This is a genomic window from bacterium, assembly GCA_016716565.1.
In the GTDB taxonomy this organism is placed as follows: domain Bacteria; phylum Bacteroidota; class Ignavibacteria; order Ignavibacteriales; family Ignavibacteriaceae; genus IGN2.
On sequence record JADJWC010000001.1, the window covers coordinates 753,865 to 771,912 of the forward strand.

9 protein-coding genes are annotated in these 18,048 nt (G+C 36.8%); all 9 read left to right on the forward strand.

The window, feature by feature from the left end:
* Positions 1-120: 120 nt before the first annotated feature.
* Positions 121-2,031, forward strand: coding sequence for a T9SS type A sorting domain-containing protein (locus IPM14_03315; GenBank protein ID MBK9097147.1), 1,911 nt, complete (start codon positions 121-123; stop codon positions 2,029-2,031).
* A gap of 210 nt (positions 2,032-2,241) precedes the next feature.
* Positions 2,242-6,315: a response regulator gene (locus tag IPM14_03320; protein MBK9097148.1), complete on the forward strand. Its 4,074-nt coding sequence runs from the start codon at positions 2,242-2,244 to the stop codon at positions 6,313-6,315.
* 233 nt (positions 6,316-6,548) lie between these two features.
* Complete coding sequence (locus IPM14_03325) at positions 6,549-7,751, forward strand: hypothetical protein (protein MBK9097149.1); 1,203 nt, start codon at positions 6,549-6,551, stop codon at positions 7,749-7,751.
* Positions 7,752-8,474: 723 nt separating this feature from the next.
* Entirely contained in the window at positions 8,475-9,125 is a 651-nt protein-coding gene (locus IPM14_03330) for a T9SS type A sorting domain-containing protein (GenBank protein ID MBK9097150.1), read from the forward strand.
* A gap of 649 nt (positions 9,126-9,774) precedes the next feature.
* Positions 9,775-11,574: a T9SS type A sorting domain-containing protein gene (locus tag IPM14_03335; GenBank protein MBK9097151.1), complete on the forward strand. Its 1,800-nt coding sequence runs from the start codon at positions 9,775-9,777 to the stop codon at positions 11,572-11,574.
* Positions 11,575-11,846: 272 nt separating this feature from the next.
* Entirely contained in the window at positions 11,847-14,573 is a 2,727-nt protein-coding gene (locus tag IPM14_03340; GenBank protein ID MBK9097152.1) for a hypothetical protein, read from the forward strand.
* The gene (locus IPM14_03345) at positions 14,573-15,109 is read left to right on the forward strand and encodes a hypothetical protein (GenBank protein MBK9097153.1); all 537 of its coding nucleotides are present in this window, start codon (positions 14,573-14,575) and stop codon (positions 15,107-15,109) included. The genes IPM14_03340 and IPM14_03345 overlap by 1 nt, the downstream gene beginning before the upstream one ends.
* Positions 15,110-15,163: 54 nt before the next feature.
* Positions 15,164-15,808, forward strand: coding sequence for a response regulator transcription factor (locus IPM14_03350; protein MBK9097154.1), 645 nt, complete (start codon positions 15,164-15,166; stop codon positions 15,806-15,808).
* Positions 15,809-15,909: 101 nt separating this feature from the next.
* Complete coding sequence (locus IPM14_03355; protein MBK9097155.1) at positions 15,910-17,859, forward strand: T9SS type A sorting domain-containing protein; 1,950 nt, start codon at positions 15,910-15,912, stop codon at positions 17,857-17,859.
* Positions 17,860-18,048 lie beyond the last annotated feature (189 nt).

The following is an 18,048-nucleotide window of genomic DNA, read 5'->3' on the forward strand; positions in this document are numbered from 1 at the left end:
GGCGGTCTTTTTTGTCAGTAAATTACTATTTTAAGTGTAAGAAAATGGATTGATTAAGAACTTTCAAATTCTAAGCAATCAATCAGCTTCAAATAAAAATTGAACCACACAGGAATTATCATGAAAAATCTGATTACTACTTTTTTCTTAGTTATAACCTCTGTTTATATAATCCCACAGACAGAATTACCAACTGAAACTTCAGTCTTATTCAGCGGTTCGGGGAATTGCATACTTTGTCACAACAGTAATGGAAGTGCAATGACATGGAATGGGATAGATGTCTCTCCAATTACTTACTGGCGCTCGACGATGATGGGAAATGCAAGCAAAGACCCATTGTGGAGAGCGATGGTAGCAGAAGAAGTTCATAACTTTCCTCAGCACCAGGAGCTAATAGAAAGTACCTGTCTGAAATGTCATTCGCCAATGGGATATACTCAAGCTATTTACAACGGACAGACTGGTTACTCAATGGCTGAATTAAAGCAAGATCCTCTGGCAAATGATGGAGTAAGCTGTACTGCTTGTCATCAGATAAAACCGGATAATTTCGGAACGCAGCAGTCTTATTCCGGAAATTATATCATTGAAGCTGACAGCATTTTATATGGACCTTATGAAAACTCAGATACAACTTTAATGTGGGCGATTATCGGTTACAAATCACAATTCAGTCCGCATGTAAATCAATCTGAACTTTGTGCAACGTGTCATACTTTATTTACACCAACGATGGATGCACAGGGAAATATTATCGGAAGTTTTCCTGAACAAACACCCTACATCGAATGGAAGAACAGTGTTTATCCATCGCAGAACATTCAATGCCAGGATTGTCATATGCCGAAGATTTATGACCCGATATTAATTTCGGGAATGGGAAACTTCCCTCCCAGAACTCCATTCTGGCGGCACACTTTTGTCGGTGGGAATTTTTATATGCAGAATCTTTTGAAGAATAATATTGATTCGCTTGGTCTTACAGCAGAGCCAGAGCATTTTGATTCAACTATTTCCAGAACTGAATACAGTTTGAAAGAACAATCTGTTGAACTGACAGCATCAACGAGTTATCAAAATGATTTGTTGGAAGTAAAGTTGTATATCAAAAATCTAACCGGACATAAAATACCAACAGGAATTCCCTTCAGAAGAATGTGGATTCATCTTAAAGTTGAACAGGGAATTAGTAATGTCATTTTCGAATCTGGTGAATGGGACGCAACTGGTAAAATAATTAATTACAATTCTGATTATGAACCGCATTATGATTTGATTGATTCGGAAAATCAAGTCCAGGTTTATGAAGGAGTTTTCATTAACGATGAGCAGCAGGTTACATATACTTTGTTAAGAGCGGCTGAATATATAAAAGATAATCGCTTACCTCCAGTTGGTTTTATAACGACTCATCCAAGTTATGATTCAATAAAGATAGTTGGTAATGCAAATGACGATCCTAATTTTAACAGATATGGTACCTATCAGGGGGGAACTGGAGGTGACAGTGTTACATATTTAATACCTACTCTACCAAATACTGAATACCAAATAACCGTTGAAGTTTGTTATCAAACTGTAAAAACACAATTGGTTGATCATATCAGAACAATTAACAATGGAGATATTAACAGGTTTGTAAGTATGTACGATGCTTTACCAAACATTCCATTTATTATGAAGCAGGAAGTACTTGAAATTGTTACTAATGTTAATGATGAAAAAAAATCAATTAGTGATTTTCATCTTGAGCAGAATTATCCAAATCCGTTTAATCCGAGCACGAAAATAAAATACACAATACCGGCCTCATCCCTAAATCCCTTCTCCAAAGGAAAAGGGACTTTCGTAACACTAAAAGTTTACGATATACTCGGCAATGAAGTTGCAACGCTTGTTAATGAAGAACAACAGACAGGAGGTTATGAAATTGAATTTGCGGCTGAAGGATTAACGAGCGGAATATATTTCTATAAGCTTCAAGCAGGCAGTTTTTCAGAAACTAAGAAAATGATCCTCCTACGCTAATCGCTACGGCGGACAAGTTTTGATGAAGTAATTCCCTTGCCTCAAAAGTTTTTATTGCCCCTGTCAATTAAATACTAACAGGGGTTTTTTATTTGCCTCTGACAATCAAGAGGCTATTGTTTTTGAACAGAAAAAAGTCAATTTTCATCAGCCAAAATTAGTCCGATCTTTATAAAACAATTTTGTTCACTAAAATTAAAATACACACTATTGCTTAAGTATTTATTTGCTTTTGTATTTATCAATCAATTAATAATCTCTTCAGTTGTATGTGAAGTTTTTGCTCAGAAGGAAAGCATAGTATTTGAACATTACTCAATTGCCCAGGGTATGTATGAGACTAATATTTCTTCAATGATCCAGGATGACACCGGCTTTCTGTGGTTTGGTACGCATAGTGGTCTTGAAAAATTTGATGGTCACAATTTCACTAATTATAAAAACGATCCTGATGATACTAATAGTATTGATAATGCTATCGTGAATACATTATACGAAGATTCAGAAGGATATATTTGGTTAGGTACAAGAAACGGACTCGATAAATTTAATTACAAAACTGGTAGCTTCGCTCACTACCAACCAAATCCAGATGAACCGAAATCTAAACTGACAAATAATGTAGTATCAATTTATGAAGATGATGACAACAACATGCTCTGGATTGGGGCACTTGATGGATTACACAAATTCAATAAACTATCTGGCAGATTTATTAAAGTTCCTCTTGATGACAATATTTCCAATTATAGCAACAACCAATTCATAAATGTAATATTTAAAGATATTTCAGGATTCTTTTGGTTCGGTACAAGTAATGGCCTTTATAGGTTAAATAAAACATCAGAAAAGTTTGAACATTTCTGGTGTGACTCAATGGATGGCTCCTTTTCATCTGATTATTATGTTAATACTGTTTTTGAAGATAAGGCTGGTTTTTTTTGGTTGGGGACACAAAATGGCCTGGTAAAATTTGATCCTAAAACATTTTCTTCTATCCGGTATCTTAATGGAGAAGGTAATTCAATCAAATCAATATGTGAAGACGAATATGGAACTCTTTGGATTGGAACAAGTGAAAAAGGCCTTTATACATTTGATAAAGTTAAGTTAATAATCTCCAGGTACACTCATAATGCTGAAGAACGCAGCAGCATAAGCAGTAATTTAATAACATCGGTTTACAGAGAGCGATCCGGTACGATCTGGGTAACTACATTCATAGGCGGAGTTAATAAAATAAATCGTGTAAAGATGCCGTTCAAAAAATATCCTGTCGAAGGTGTTACACAAATTATAAAAGGTAGCAAGGATAAAATCTGGATAAGCACAACAGAGGGTTGGAAAATATTTTATCCGAAAGATGAAAAGATTATATCATATTCCTTTGGCTCGGATTATTTGGTCGAAGAAGAAAAATCGGGAGATTTATGGATAGGTAAATCCTCTGGGGGTATTTACAAGCGCGATGCAAATGGAAGGATAACAAATTTTTATAGTTCTTCGCCAAAAGAATTTACTAAACCTATTTCCTGTTTCTTAAAAGATTCAGAAGGTAGAATTTGGCTTGGAACTAAAAAAGGGGAAGGCGGGATTTATAAAATTGAACCAGATCAAAATCGTGTTATAAAGGTTTTGCAACTTAATGGCAACATCAAAGATTTATATATGGATGATTTAGGAGTTTTATGGATCGCAACTTTCGAACGCGGTCTGTTTTGTTTTGATCCTGTAAAAAACATTATTACCAAAAATTATTCTTCGCACTCCCAAAATTTATATAGAACAAAAGGTCGTACTTATTTTGAAATAGTACCTGATAAAAGAGATCTATTGTGGATTGCCACAGAAAAAGGATTGTGCAAATATGACAGATTAAAAGATAGTCTTACTTATTACACTGAGAAAGATGGGTTACCGCACGAGCTAATTTTTTCAATGCTTATAGATAGCAATGGTGATCTCTGGCTGATTACAATGAAGACGATATCAAAATTTGATACGAAGACAAACAAATTTCAGAATTATGACGTATCGTATGGAGTACCAGAAAACGGTTTAAGTTATATTTATGGATGTAAAACTGAAAATGGTGAAATGTATTTCGGGTATCCTGCTGGTATTATCAGGTTCCATCCCGATAGCATTAAAATCAATCCATACATACCTCCCGTTGTAATTACTGCCGTAAAAAAACTTGATAAATCTGTTCCGATTGAAGAAGAAATTCAGTTATCGTACGATGAAAACTTTTTGTCATTTGAATTTGTCGCTTTGAGTTACTTAAGTCAGGAGAGAAACCAATATGCTTATATGATGGAAGGAATTGATACTGGCTGGGTTTACTCGGGTAATAGAAAGTTTGCATCATATCCCAATCTTCCTCCCGGCGAATATATTTTCAGAGTTAAAGGATCAAACAATGACGGTGTTTGGAATGAAGCAGGCACTTCAATAGCCATATTTATTTCTCCACCCTGGTGGAGAACATGGTGGGCTTATTCGTTCTATGCTTTTTGTTTCATCTTTTCATTATATGCATTAAGACGTTATGAGATGAACAGAATATCGTATAAGAATCAGGTAAAAGTTAATCAAGCCGTACTGGATGAAAAAGAAGAAACAGAAAAAATGAAATCACGTTTCTTTGCTAATATATCTCATGAATTCAGAACACCGCTTACTTTAATACTTGGTCCCGCCGAAAAGATCAATTCAAATGTTTCAACTAACGTAGTTAAAGATGCCAAAACTATTAAAAGAAATGCTCAACGATTACTTCAGCTTGTAAATCAATTGTTGGATCTTTCAAGATTGGAAGCAGGGAAGTACAAGTTGAAAGCTTCAAAAGGAAATATTGCTTCTTTTGTAAAGGGAATTACGTTATCGTTTGAATCACTATCCGAATCAAAAGCTATAACATTAAAGCTGCAGACAGAAAAAGACCATATTGAACTTTACTTTGACAAAGAAAAGATGATCAAAATTCTCTCAAACATTCTGTCAAACGCATTTAAGTTCACACCGGAGGAAGGAAAGATTACAGTTTCATTAAGAGAGTGTCATTCCGAACTTGGTTCGGAATCCCTGTCAGTTAATAAGATGCTGAATCAAGTTCAGCATGACAATACAAAAGCGTTTGTTGAAATAAAAATAAAAGACACCGGAATAGGTATTCCCCAGGAGGATATACCAAAATTATTTGACAGGTTTTACCAGGTAGATAGTTCGCTGACTAAGGAATATGAAGGCACTGGCATTGGCTTAGCTTTAACAAAAGAGTTAGTTGAGCTACATCATGGAAGCATCAGTGTAGAAAGTAAAATTGGAGAATGGACAGAATTTACAATAAACTTTCCTGCGGGCAGAGATCATCTAAAAGATGAAGAGATTATTGAAGAAATAGAAATAAAAACGGATGTCATTCTGAATCCCGATGAAATCGGGATGAAGAATCTCACCCTTCAAAACCCAACCGTGACTAATAAAAAAGAAGATTCTCTGCGAGTTACTCAGAATGACGGTGAAGATAAAACCATCATCTTAATCGTTGAGGACAATTATGATATGAGAGAGTACATTAAAGATTCCCTTGATCCAGGTTACCAAATTGAAGAAGCGATAAATGGCGAACAGGGAGTAAGTAAAGCAGAAAAGATTATTCCCGATCTTATCATTTCAGATATGATGATGCCAAAAATGGATGGTCATGAGCTGACAAGGATTTTAAAGAACAATGAAAAAACCAGTCATATCCCGATCATTTTGTTAACTGCAAAATCGGGTCAGGAAAATAAAATTGAAGGATTAGAAACAGGTGCTGATGATTATCTTACAAAACCTTTTGATCTGAAAGAACTACGGATAAGAGTAAAAAATTTAATTGCGATAAGAATAAAGCTGCAGGAAAAGTATGCTAAATTGGAAACTTATCCTCAGGGAATTGAAAATAAAAAACTAAGCAGCATAGATGAAGAATTTATGAGAAGAGTGATTACTGTAATTGAAAATCATTTATCTGATGAAGATTTCAGCACCGAAGAATTTGGTGAAGAACTTGGAATGAGCAGGATGCAGGTGCATAGAAAATTAAAAGCGCTGACAGGAAAATCAGCAATTCAGTATATTAAGACATTTAAGCTTGATAAAGCAAGAAAGATGATTAAGGAAAAAAGCGGAAATATTTCTGAGATTGCATATTCATTAGGCTTTGGAAGTCCTGCTTATTTTACAAAATGTTTCAAAGAAGAATTTGGCTACCCTCCCAGTGAAATATCAGAGTAATAGCAGTTTATAATTTTTAGCTTCGTTCTTGCCCAAAAAAAACTATCATTTTCTATAATGTTACAAAATCATAAGTTTTTGTTACAAATTTAATATGTAGCCCCTCTCTCCTTTTTGTTTATTTGCGACAAACTTAATCAAAATCTTTTATTAAGCACCACGTATACGCTTTTAAGGTTTGATAATAAAAAAGGTGCCTTGAACCTAACCTATAAACTGCTCAGGAGGCTGTTATGAAAATTTCTCTGATTCTAAGTTCGATTTTTATTTTGGTATTTTTTATTGGCTGTGAGGAAATTCAAACTCCCGTTGATACAAATGAAATTGAAACACTTCAAAAAGGCGGGGGAAATAAAATTGTAGTAAGCAATATAGACCAACTTTATGAAGCCGTGAATAATCCGGATAATATCGGCAAGAGACTTTTACTAAATTGTGGAACTTATATACTGTCAGTGAATGACTCATCTGGTGCTCCACGGCCGAATAGCGGTCGTCTTGAACTTCAAGAGGACATGTCTCTCATAGGAGTAACTCATAATCGCTCTGCTGTTGTCATCGATGCGTCTGGCTTGCCAAATTCTTCGTTCGTTGTTTCATTTGGCCGAACTGGGCCTATCCGCATTGGACGCGGTAAAAATACCATTAAGTGGCTTACTATTATGGGCAATGAATTTGCTGCCGGTGGGATCGAAACCGATCTTATTGGAACACCGACAACAGAAATTAAGGTTGCCCATGTAGTTTCGGGCGGAAGCTTGCGAGGAATTGACGTGAGAAACATAGGGGCAACTATGATCGGGCGACGAATTGACGCAGAGATTGTTGATAATGAGTGCTTTGGTAAAGTTGAGGGCATCCGAATCGTTAATACCAACGGTGCTGATCAGGGACAAATTTTTGCCGAACTGCGAAATAACCGGGCACATGATTTCTATTTTGGTATAATCGTGAACAATAACCGATGCACTTCTGCGATGGTTGAAGTTACATCTCATGGTGACCGATTTGAGGGGAATGGTCTTGGCGGTTTGATCATCGGTGCAACTGCAGCTACTGGTACATCTGTCTCCAATTTAACAACCTTTGAAGCACATGGCACTAAATTTATCAACAATACCGGACCGATCGATCCAAACTTCAACGATGCCGGTGGGCTATTGGTGCTTGGTGCTGATGCATTTGGCCCTGATATGACATTTTCCAACACTGTTACTGTGCGGCTTTGGGGTGTAAAGGTATACGGCAATCAGAATATTGATTTTCAAGCGTTCGGTAGCAGGTCACTTGCAAACCCTCCTGTACTTGGTGGAACAAATAATCACGCCTTGATAAAACTTTATGGCACCAGCAGGTGGATTGATGTGGTGTCAACTAACAGTTTTCCTGAAGATCCAAATAACACAAATACAGTAACGGTCGTTCGTGGAAATTGAAAAGGAAAAGTGTTTTGTGTCAATAAACTATCATAGAGGAATAATCCTATGAAAAAATCTACTTGTGTTTCATTGCTTTTAATTGCTGTGTTTGCAACTACGCATCCATTATCAGCACAATGGGTGCAGACAAGCGAACCTTCTGGTGCGGTTTTTAGCCTTGGGGTTTCCGGCACAAGCCTTTTAGCAGGAACCGTAAATGGTGTTTTTCGTTCTACTGACTTTGGGGATACTTGGAATTTGACCTTGCCACCAACAATACTTTCTTTTGTAGAGGATTTCGCATTGGACTCTGCTGAAGTTGGTAACAGAAATCTTTTTGCAGGTGGTCAGGGTGGAGTTTATTTATCCAAAGATGATGGTGTAACCTGGCAAGCGGTTAACTCGGGCTTGGAGAATAGAGAGGTTAGATCACTTGCTGTAATTCGCAACGAGACAGAAGGAAGTACTCTGCTTGCAGGAACAACCGAAGGTGTTTTCCTCTCATCTGACAATGGTGCAAGTTGGATGCCATCAGGTCTCACTAACTTGATTGTTTATGCCCTGACAGTTTTTAAAGATGAAACGGGTGACACAATTATACTTGCTGGTATCGACAGGGAATATACTAATCTAAATAATTGCATATTTCGTTCAACTGACGATGGTCAAAGCTGGATTGAATCATATTCACCCACATTATGGGCAGGTTCTTTTGCAATTATTCCCAGCGAAACTAATGGAATGAAAATCTTTGCCGGAACGTATTTCTCTGTCTTTTTATCGACCAACAATGGATCAGATTGGACTAGTATAAATGCAGGATTGAATAGGAGTGTTTACTCACTAGCAAGCAGTGCCAACGAAACGAGTGGAACTAATCTCTTTGCAGGTACCTTTCTTGGTGGTGTTTATCTCTCAACAAATAACGGAACAAACTGGACAGAAGTCAATTCAGGTCTCTCTTATGAAAATGATTATATCTATTCACTTGCAATATTGGATCAATACATCTTCGCTGGAACACTTCACCTAAATGGTGGTGTTTGGAGACGACCACTATCAGAAATGGTTACGTCCATAGAAAATGATATTGAAAATTATCCAGCTCAATTCTTACTTGAACAAAATTACCCTAATCCATTTAATCCAAGTACGAAAATCAGATACACAATACCGAATGTCATTGCGAGTGAAACGAAGCAATCTCAATTTGTCAGTTTAAAAATTTATGATGTATTGGGTAAAGAAGTAGCAGGATTGGTAGATGAGTATAAAACAGCAGGTGAGTATGAGGTTAAATTTAATGCTTCACAGCTACCAAGCGGAACGTATTTTTATCAGTTGAAAGCAGGAGAATTTACAGCTGTGAAGAAAATGATTTTACTGAAATGATGAAGCACGAAGAACCTGCCTGCCGGCAGGCAGGGATGATTTTGCTGAAGTAATTATTAGCTGACAAATGAATTTCAATCAACATACATAAAAATATAAAGGAGGCTTTATGTTCAAATTAAATTTTGTCTTAATAGTAATTTTCATTTTCAACAGTTCATTTTCATTAAATGCCCAATGGCTACAAACTAATGGACCGTACGGTGGCGGAGTTTCTTGTTTTTTGGATTTAGGGAATAATCTCTTTGCAGGAACTCAAGTAGGTATATATCATTCAACAAATAATGGTGTCAGTTGGGTACCTGTTAATAATGAATTGACCGGCCACTGGGTACGATCTTTGGCTGTCTCTGGTTCTAATATTTTTGCCGGAACTTCAAGCGGAGTTTTCCACTCGACCGATGGTGGTTCAAGCTGGACGAAGACAAGTTTAAATTACCCGAGTGTAGGATCTATTGTTATATCAGGCACAAATATTTTTGCCGGAACTTATAACGATGGACTTTTTCTCAGCATCGACAATGGCACTAGCTGGATTCCTGTTAATAATGGATTGACTAATCTTAATATCGCGTCTCTTGCTATCGCTGGCAGTAACATCTATGCAGGGACAGGCGGGGGAGGTGTTTTTTTAAGTGCTGATAACGGGATGAATTGGACTGCAGTAAACTCTGGTCTAACTGAACTCTATATCACCGGACTAATTATCTCTGGGTCTAACATTTTTGCTGGAACACTTGATGACGGTGTATTTCGTTCAACAAATTACGGCACAACCTGGGTACAATCTGGTTTAGCATTTACTCAGGTTTATGAACTGCATAATTCAGGTTCAAATATTTATGCCGGTACTCTTAATGGTGTATTTCATTCTGCTGACAATGGTGTAAATTGGACTCAGTTGGGTTTAACTGGAAGTGGTATCTGGTCTTTACTGGCTTCGAACTCAGATTTATTTGCAAGCAATTCTGAAGGTGTCTTTCACTCCACAGATAATGGCAGCAACTGGACTGAAGCAAGTACCGGCTTGATTCATTTAAGTATTCCCTCAATTATTCAAGTAAATCAAAATCTTTTTGCGGGAACCGGAGGTGGCGGCGTTTTCCGCTCTTCTGATAACGGACAAAGCTGGATAAAAGTTAATAATGGACTTACAGAGCGATCAATCGAATTGCTGGCAAGTTATAATTCATACCTTTTTGCAAATATAACCTACGGCCACCTTTTTCGTTCTTCAGACAATGGTAATACCTGGAATAATGTGAATCCCGGCTTTGGCTGGACAGTGACTGCCTTTGGATCAATAGGCGATAAGCTATTCGCGGGCGACTTTGATGGAGGATTTTTTAACTCAACAAATAATGGTATCAACTGGGTCGAGGGTAGTCCTTTATTTGCTGGTTTTAAAGTTTTTGCTGTTTCCGGTACGAATCTATATGCTGGCACCCCCGGTGGAGGTGTTTTCCTGAGTACAAATGAGGGGACAAGCTGGACAGGAATTAATAATGGACTGACTCACCATTATATAACTTCGCTTATTTTTTCAGGTACGAATCTTTTTGCAGGTACACTTGGGGGAGGTATTTTTCTCAGCACCAATAACGGTACAACCTGGAATGGAGTTAATAATGGAATAACCAGTTTCGATATCAATTGTCTCACAGTTTCGGGTACGAATCTGTTTGCCGGTACCAGAGAAGGCGGAGTATTTTTGTCAACTGATAACGGTGTTAACTGGAATGCTGTAAATGAAGGATTACCTCACTTAAATATCAATTCTCTTTTAGTATCGGGAGTATACTTCTTTGCTGGGCTTAATAATGGAGCTGTTTGGAAAAGACCATTGAGCGAAATAACAACACCCGTTGAATTAAATTCATTTTCGGTATTCGTGAACGATGATAATGTTGAACTAAGCTGGATAACATCAACAGAAACGAACAACCAGGGTTTTGAGATTCTTCGCTCTGCTCAGAATGACAGCGAAATTTGGGAAAGAATAGGATTTGTTGACGGACACGGAACAACGACAGAAACACAAGTCTATTCTTTCATAGATAAAAATTTAATTACTGGTAAATACAACTACAGATTAAAACAAATAGACTATGATGGGACATTTGAATACTCGAATGTAATAGAAGTTGAAGTAACATCTCCATCAACTTTTTCACTTGAACAGAACTATCCCAACCCGTTTAATCCATCAACAAAAATTCGTTATACAATACCATCAGTCATTGCGAGTGAAACGAAGCAATCTCAATTTGTCAGTTTAAAAATTTATGATGTATTGGGAAACGAAATTGCCACACTTGTAGATGAAAACAAACCAGCAGGAAGCTATGAGGTTGAATTTAATGCTTCTCAGCTACCAAGCGGAACGTATTTCTATCAGCTAAAAGCAGGTTCATTCCTTGAAACGAAGAAAATGATCCTCCTACGCTAATCGCTTCGGCGGACAAGTTCTAATGAAATAGAATTTATCCAACACTATTTATTGTAACCTCTGTTAAAGCAATTTAGCAGAGGTTTTTTATTGTTCATAATATTCAGTGACAAGTATTATTATCTAAATCTGTGACTTTGTCTTAATTAATTTTTCTTTATTTTCTGGGTGGAAAATCACTTGAACCAATAAATCTCAAAGAAAAATCTTTATGAATGTTATTATCATTATTAGTTGTTTTATTATCCGTGTAATTTTTAAATGAAGTATTGATGACATTCGGAAGAAAAAAAATAATTTATATCTGGGTTTTTATACTGGGTGGTTTCTTCAGCAGAGAGTTTCCACAATCACTTCCATTTGGCCGACTGTCTGTTCAGAATGGCCTATCAAATAGCTATGTTAATTGCGTACTACAGGATCGAACTGGATTTATCTGGTTCGGAACAGATGACGGACTGAACCGATTTGATGGCTACGAAATAAAAGTTTACAGAAATATTCCGGGTGATTCATCTTCAATTTCGGATAATATAATCTGGACATTTTTTGAAGATCGCTCAGGATTTTTATGGATTGGAACAAAAGGAGGAAAACTCAACAAGTACGATCCTTATAATGATACTTTTACTCACTGGGATCTTGATTCTAACCTCACGGAAAAAAATATCACTTTTATAACGGAAGATAAGAACAGTTTGATATGGATCGGCACTTACAGGCATGGCATTTACAGATTTAATCAATCCCGGAACAAATTTGATCACTGGCTAAATACACCCGACGATAGGAATGTATTAAGCAGTAATTTTATTCTCGCTATTCTTGAAGATAATTTCTCAAATATCTGGGCAGCAACTTATGCTGGTATGGATAAATTTAATCCTGTTTCCCTTCATAAGCCCTTCACTCAAATTTTCAAAGATTCTCCCACTCATAGTAAGCAATTTATGGGTCCGATTTGGTACCTCGGTAAATCATCGTTCAATAAACATTCATTCTGGATTGGCAAACTGAATGGGTTGTCACTTTTTAACCCATCAACATATGAATATTCAGATATCATTTTACCACAAAATTCCGGGCTGCAATTTGCCAATAGTGTAAGTTCATTGGTTGAAGAAGATTATTTCGGAGAAAAAATTTTATGGATTGGTACTTACGGCGGACTAGTAAGACACAATTTATCATCCGGAAAGATTGAAAGAATTATTCAGAGCGAAAATACTCCGATGGGTTTATTGAGTAACACAATACACGATCTTTTAATTGATAAATCCGGAGTGATCTGGATTGCCACAGATAATGGCGTTAATTATTATTCCCCCAAAAGTGCAAAGTTTAATTCTCAGTTCTCACTGTCTGATGCTTTTAATGAATTACAAATTCTTCAGAATAAAAATATAAGAGCCATCGCCCGAACAAATGCTAATATAATTTGGTTTGGAACCGAGAGAGGTTTATTTGGTTTTGATAATATTACCGGGAACGCTTCCATTAGTAGAAATAAGCAATTACAATCTTTAAATATCTGGTCTTTGTCTGGGGGAAATTCAGATAAACTATGGATTGGAACTTACGGCCAGGGATTAAAAGAGTATAATATTAAAACTGATTTGTTAAAGTCCTGGAGTGTTGAAAATCCGGCATTCAATCCCTCTGCTTATAATTATGTTAAGTCAATTTTAATGGATAACAGAGGAATGCTATGGATTGGATTTTGGGGTGGTGGACTCGCAAGATTAAATCCTGAAAATAAAAATATTGAGCATTGGCGAAATGAAACAGACAGTCCTGCAAGTTTAAGCTTCAATGATATTTGGGCAATTGTTCAGGATAGTAAAGGCAGAATCTGGATCGGAACAAATGGAGGCGGATTAAATTTATTTAATGATACTGTGCAGAATTCATTCATTCATTTTAAAAATATTAAAAATGATAAGTCGACTTTAAGCAGCAATAACATTTACACCATTTGCGAATCGATCGCAGGTAACAAGCCGAATGATCAAACAATATTATGGATCGGAACAGCAAATGGTCTGAATAAATTCACAATTAAAAATGTTCCCGGTCAGCAAGATTATTCCAAGCTGGATGTGGGCATTACTTACTATACGGTTGCTGACGGATTACACGATAATTCAGTTGAAAGTATCCTTGAAGATGATAATGGTAATTTATGGATTGGAACCAGTTCCGGTATTTCGTTTTTTAATATTGAAAAAGAAGAGTTTACTAATTTTGGTTTAGCTGATGGTTTGAATGGCAGTAGTTTTAATTCCAATGCCACAATTAAAAGTAAAGAGAGCATATTGCTGTTTGGCAGTATTACAGGACTAAACTACTGCGATCCCGAAAGAACACGGCAATCAGCATACACCCCACCGGTAGTAATAACGGATTTTCAGATTTTTAATCAGCCGGCAGATCCGATAGCAAATTCTTCGCATCAGAAAAGCATAATTTACACCAGTGAAATAATTTTGAATTATAATCAAAACGATTTTTCATTTCAGTTCGCTTCCCTGGATTATAATGCACCGGAAATGAACCAGTATGCTTATAGGATGGAGGGATTCGATGAAGATTGGATTTACAGCGGGAAAAGAAGATTTGTAACCTATACAAACCTTGATCCGGGTAATTACACATTTCTCGTCAAAGCAACCAACAGCGATGGATTGTGGAATGAACAACCCGCAAAAATATTCTTAGTGATCAATCCTCCTTTCTGGGCAACCTGGTGGGCTTATACTTTTTACTTTATATCATTGATGGGTGTACTATATTTCATCAGACATACTGAATTAAAAAGAAGAAAAAGAAAAGAAGAAGAAAGACTTAGACGAGAAAGGGAAGAAGCCCGGTTACGTGAAACAGAATTAAAAGCAAAAAATATTGAACAGGAAAAAGAAATCGAGAAACAAAAAATACGAAACAGGATTGCTCAGGATCTTCACGATGAAATAGGAAGCAACCTGAGCAGTATTTCCTGATGAGCGAGCTGATTCAGAATGATGAAAAGATAAACGCAGAAGCATCGGAAAAAATAAAACGTATTCATAAAGTAGCGAAAGGCTCAACTCAATCAATTCGTGATATTGTATGGCTGACAAATCCTTCTTCTGATAGTCTTAAAGATCTCATCTCAAAAATGAAAGAGGTTGCAGACAATACTGCAGGAAAATTCATTCTGAATTTTGATTATCCTGAAGATATTTCCGATATCAATCTTCTCCCCGAAACGAAAAGAAATTTATTCTTCATTTATAAAGAAGCGCTGAATAATATCATAAAGCACGCTGAAGCTAAGAGCGTGGATATCAAATTCCATATTGAAAATGGATCTATCTTTCTTGCAATAAAAGATGATGGCAAAGGTTTTAATACTGAACCAATTAGCTCGGGGAATGGATTGAAAAACATTAAATCACGGGCAAAGGAACTAAATGCACAACTGAAATTCGAAAGCAATCCCGGAAAAGGAACGCTGCTTGAATTAATAGCCAATATCACGCAAGTGCGTGATTGAACACTTTTTAAACAATCATTATTTTCAAACCACGATTATTACAGAAATTATAAAATGAAATCATCAACCGATGTAATTATTATTGAAGATAATGAGCTGTTAAGAGATTCGCTTAAGGAGGCTATCAGTAAGAGCGGTCAGATCAGTTGCAAGCATTCGTTTGGTTCTGGTGAAGCCGCTCTTGATTTTATTGGAAAGGAAGAATTAGTCCCCGATATTATTCTGCTCGATATTGGTCTTCCGGGTATGAACGGCATTGAAGTAATACCTGAGCTCAGAAAATTATCCCCATCCTCTAAAATAATTATCATAACTATTCACGATGATGATGAAAACGTATTTAATGCGATTTGTGCCGGTGCTTCCGGTTACCTTCTGAAAGATCTGTCATCGGAAAAAATTGTTGCATCAATTAGCGAAGTAATGAACGGCGGCGCACCAATGAATTCGCACATTGCGAAAAAAGTGTTAAATATGTTCAGGGACCAAAACGTAAAATCTGATGGCTATGATCTTTCTGATAGAGAAAAAGAAATACTAAGTCTCTTAGTCGAAGGCTTAAGTAAAAAACAAATTGCTGAAAAAATATTTCTCAGTCACCATACGGTTGACTCTCACCTTCGTAACATCTATGCAAAGTTGGAAGTCCATTCGCGTAGCAGCGCAATCTCCAAAGCAATAAAAGAAAAACTTCTCTAAAATCCTTTTAAAGTCCCTTTATAAAAATCACGCATTTGCGTGATGCATTGCTATCTCTGTAAAGTTATTTTTCAAAGTAAAAAAACTTGGGAGTGTTTGTTATGAAAAAATCTGATTTAATGTCTTTTTTGTTTTTTGTACTAATATGCGCTGAATGTTTTGCTCAACAAGCAGGTGATCTTGATTACGCATTTGGTAGTTTGGGAATCTCCATCGTAGATAATAATGGTTATGATGATATTGTGGGCTCGTCAGCTGTACAACAATGGAATGGAAAAATTGTTATCGCTGGAACTTCTGTGGATGGCGCTATTAGACGTATGAGTATTTTGAGGATGGGAGTACTTGGAAACCCAGATGTAACCTTTTCTGATGATGGCTGGCAAACTTTGAATATGTCGGGTTATTACGAAACCGGGACGAAAGCATTAATACAGATTACTCGGCCAGTTTTGGCGGGATATAGTGAGGACGGATATTTTCCACGAGATTTTGTGATGTACAGATTTCGTGGAGGGGACGGTGAATTAAGTGAGAATTTTGGTGATAGCGGAATCGTTGTTACAGATTTTTTTGGCAATGGATCTCTGGATGGCGCATACACCGGAGTAGTAGTTGGCAACAAAATTATTTTGGCAGGTGAAATATATGAGTCCGATGTATCAAGTATATTTGCTTTAGCCCGTTATAATCTGGGTGGAAACTTAGATTTTTCCTTTGGAAATAGTGGGCTGGTTACAACTGATTTTAGTACTGGTACGCCGGATACAAGGGATATCGTTTGGGGTTTGGCAGTGGAAATGGGCGGGAAAATAATCGCCGTTGGGCAATCTTCATATAATTGGGCAATGGCCAGGTATAATCCGGATGGCAGTCTTGATAATAGTTTTGGAGCAAACGGTTTGGTTGTACACTCATTTGGTAATCGTCTGGATGATATTGCATTGCTTCCAGATGGTAAATTTTTGGTTGCGGGGAGGGCAGGGCAGCTTACTCAGGTTGCCAGATACAATAACAACGGGACAATCGATAATACATTTGGCACTTCTGGTCAAACACAAATCCAGGGTGTCAGTCCTTCCATAATCTTATATGGGAATAAAATAATCGTTGCAACATCTCTGTATAGTTCAAATTTTGATTTTGTTCTTACAAGACTGAATTATGATGGACAGATTGATAGCTCTTTTGGAAACAACGGTTTGGTTGTAACTGAAGTCACCATTCAGGATGACGTTGCGAGAGATATACATATTCAACCAAGCGGAAGAATCGTAGTTACGGGAAGTTCTGGCTATCCGGGAGATTTTGTAGCAGTTGGATATCACAATGATCCATTTCAGCCAAATGTTCCCTTTTATATAGTTGATGATCTTTGGAACCAGGGATTTATAAATTTTTCAAATTTGGGTGATCCTGCGGTAACATCAGTTGAAGCTCTTGTTTTTTCTGATAGCACTCTTGTTGGACCATTCAATGATTCGTTTGTTGCCGCTGGTGTAGCAAGCCGATTTTATGAAATTAATGTTACGCCGCAAAATGCCGGAACAACTTCTTCTTACAATGCATCACTCAGACTTTATTATTCGGATGCCGATATTGAAGGAATTAATGAAAGTAATCTGAAGCTAGTCAGATTAACTAATGACGGATGGATTTACGTAGGTGGTACTGTCAACACCAGTGAAAATTATGTTGAAGCAAACAATATTCATAATGATGGAATTTTCACGTTCGCTGATCCTGATAGTATTACAAATGTAGATGCTGATGTCGAAGGGTTGTTAAACGATTTTAGTTTATCTCAAAACTTTCCTAACCCATTTAATCCAAGTACGGTTATCGGTTATCAGTTACCAGTGAGTAGTAATGTAACAATTAAGGTTTATGATCCGCTCGGAAGAGAAGTCACAACACTTGTCAACGAAGAAAAATCAGCTGGCAGTTATGAAGTAAGTTTTAATGCTTCCCATTTATCATCCGGGTTATATTTCTACAGATTGCAGGTTGGTTCATTTGTTGAAACGAAGAAGATGATCCTCCTGCGTTAATAAATTAACTTCGGCGGACAGGTTCTGCTGAAATAAATTTTGTCTCTCTCTCCTGAACTAGAGAAGGAAAACCGCCGCCCGTTTCTGATAAGTTTTCCTTCTCGACAATATCCTTCAATAATTAACCAATCCAATCTCTTTAAAATCACGCATATGCGTGATTGAAACCACAAAGCTTTCCGAATAAAT

Coding starts and splice junctions, on each gene's coding strand:
- IPM14_03330 (MBK9097150.1), top strand. CDS start 8,475: ATGAAAATCTTTGCCGGAACGTATTTCTCTGTCTTTTTATCGACCAAC.
- IPM14_03325 (MBK9097149.1), top strand. CDS start 6,549: ATGAAAATTTCTCTGATTCTAAGTTCGATTTTTATTTTGGTATTTTTT.
- IPM14_03355 (MBK9097155.1), top strand. CDS start 15,910: ATGAAAAAATCTGATTTAATGTCTTTTTTGTTTTTTGTACTAATATGC.
- IPM14_03315 (MBK9097147.1), top strand. CDS start 121: ATGAAAAATCTGATTACTACTTTTTTCTTAGTTATAACCTCTGTTTAT.
- IPM14_03340 (MBK9097152.1), top strand. CDS start 11,847: ATGACATTCGGAAGAAAAAAAATAATTTATATCTGGGTTTTTATACTG.
- IPM14_03335 (MBK9097151.1), top strand. CDS start 9,775: ATGAATTGGACTGCAGTAAACTCTGGTCTAACTGAACTCTATATCACC.
- IPM14_03345 (MBK9097153.1), top strand. CDS start 14,573: ATGAGCGAGCTGATTCAGAATGATGAAAAGATAAACGCAGAAGCATCG.
- IPM14_03350 (MBK9097154.1), top strand. CDS start 15,164: ATGAAATCATCAACCGATGTAATTATTATTGAAGATAATGAGCTGTTA.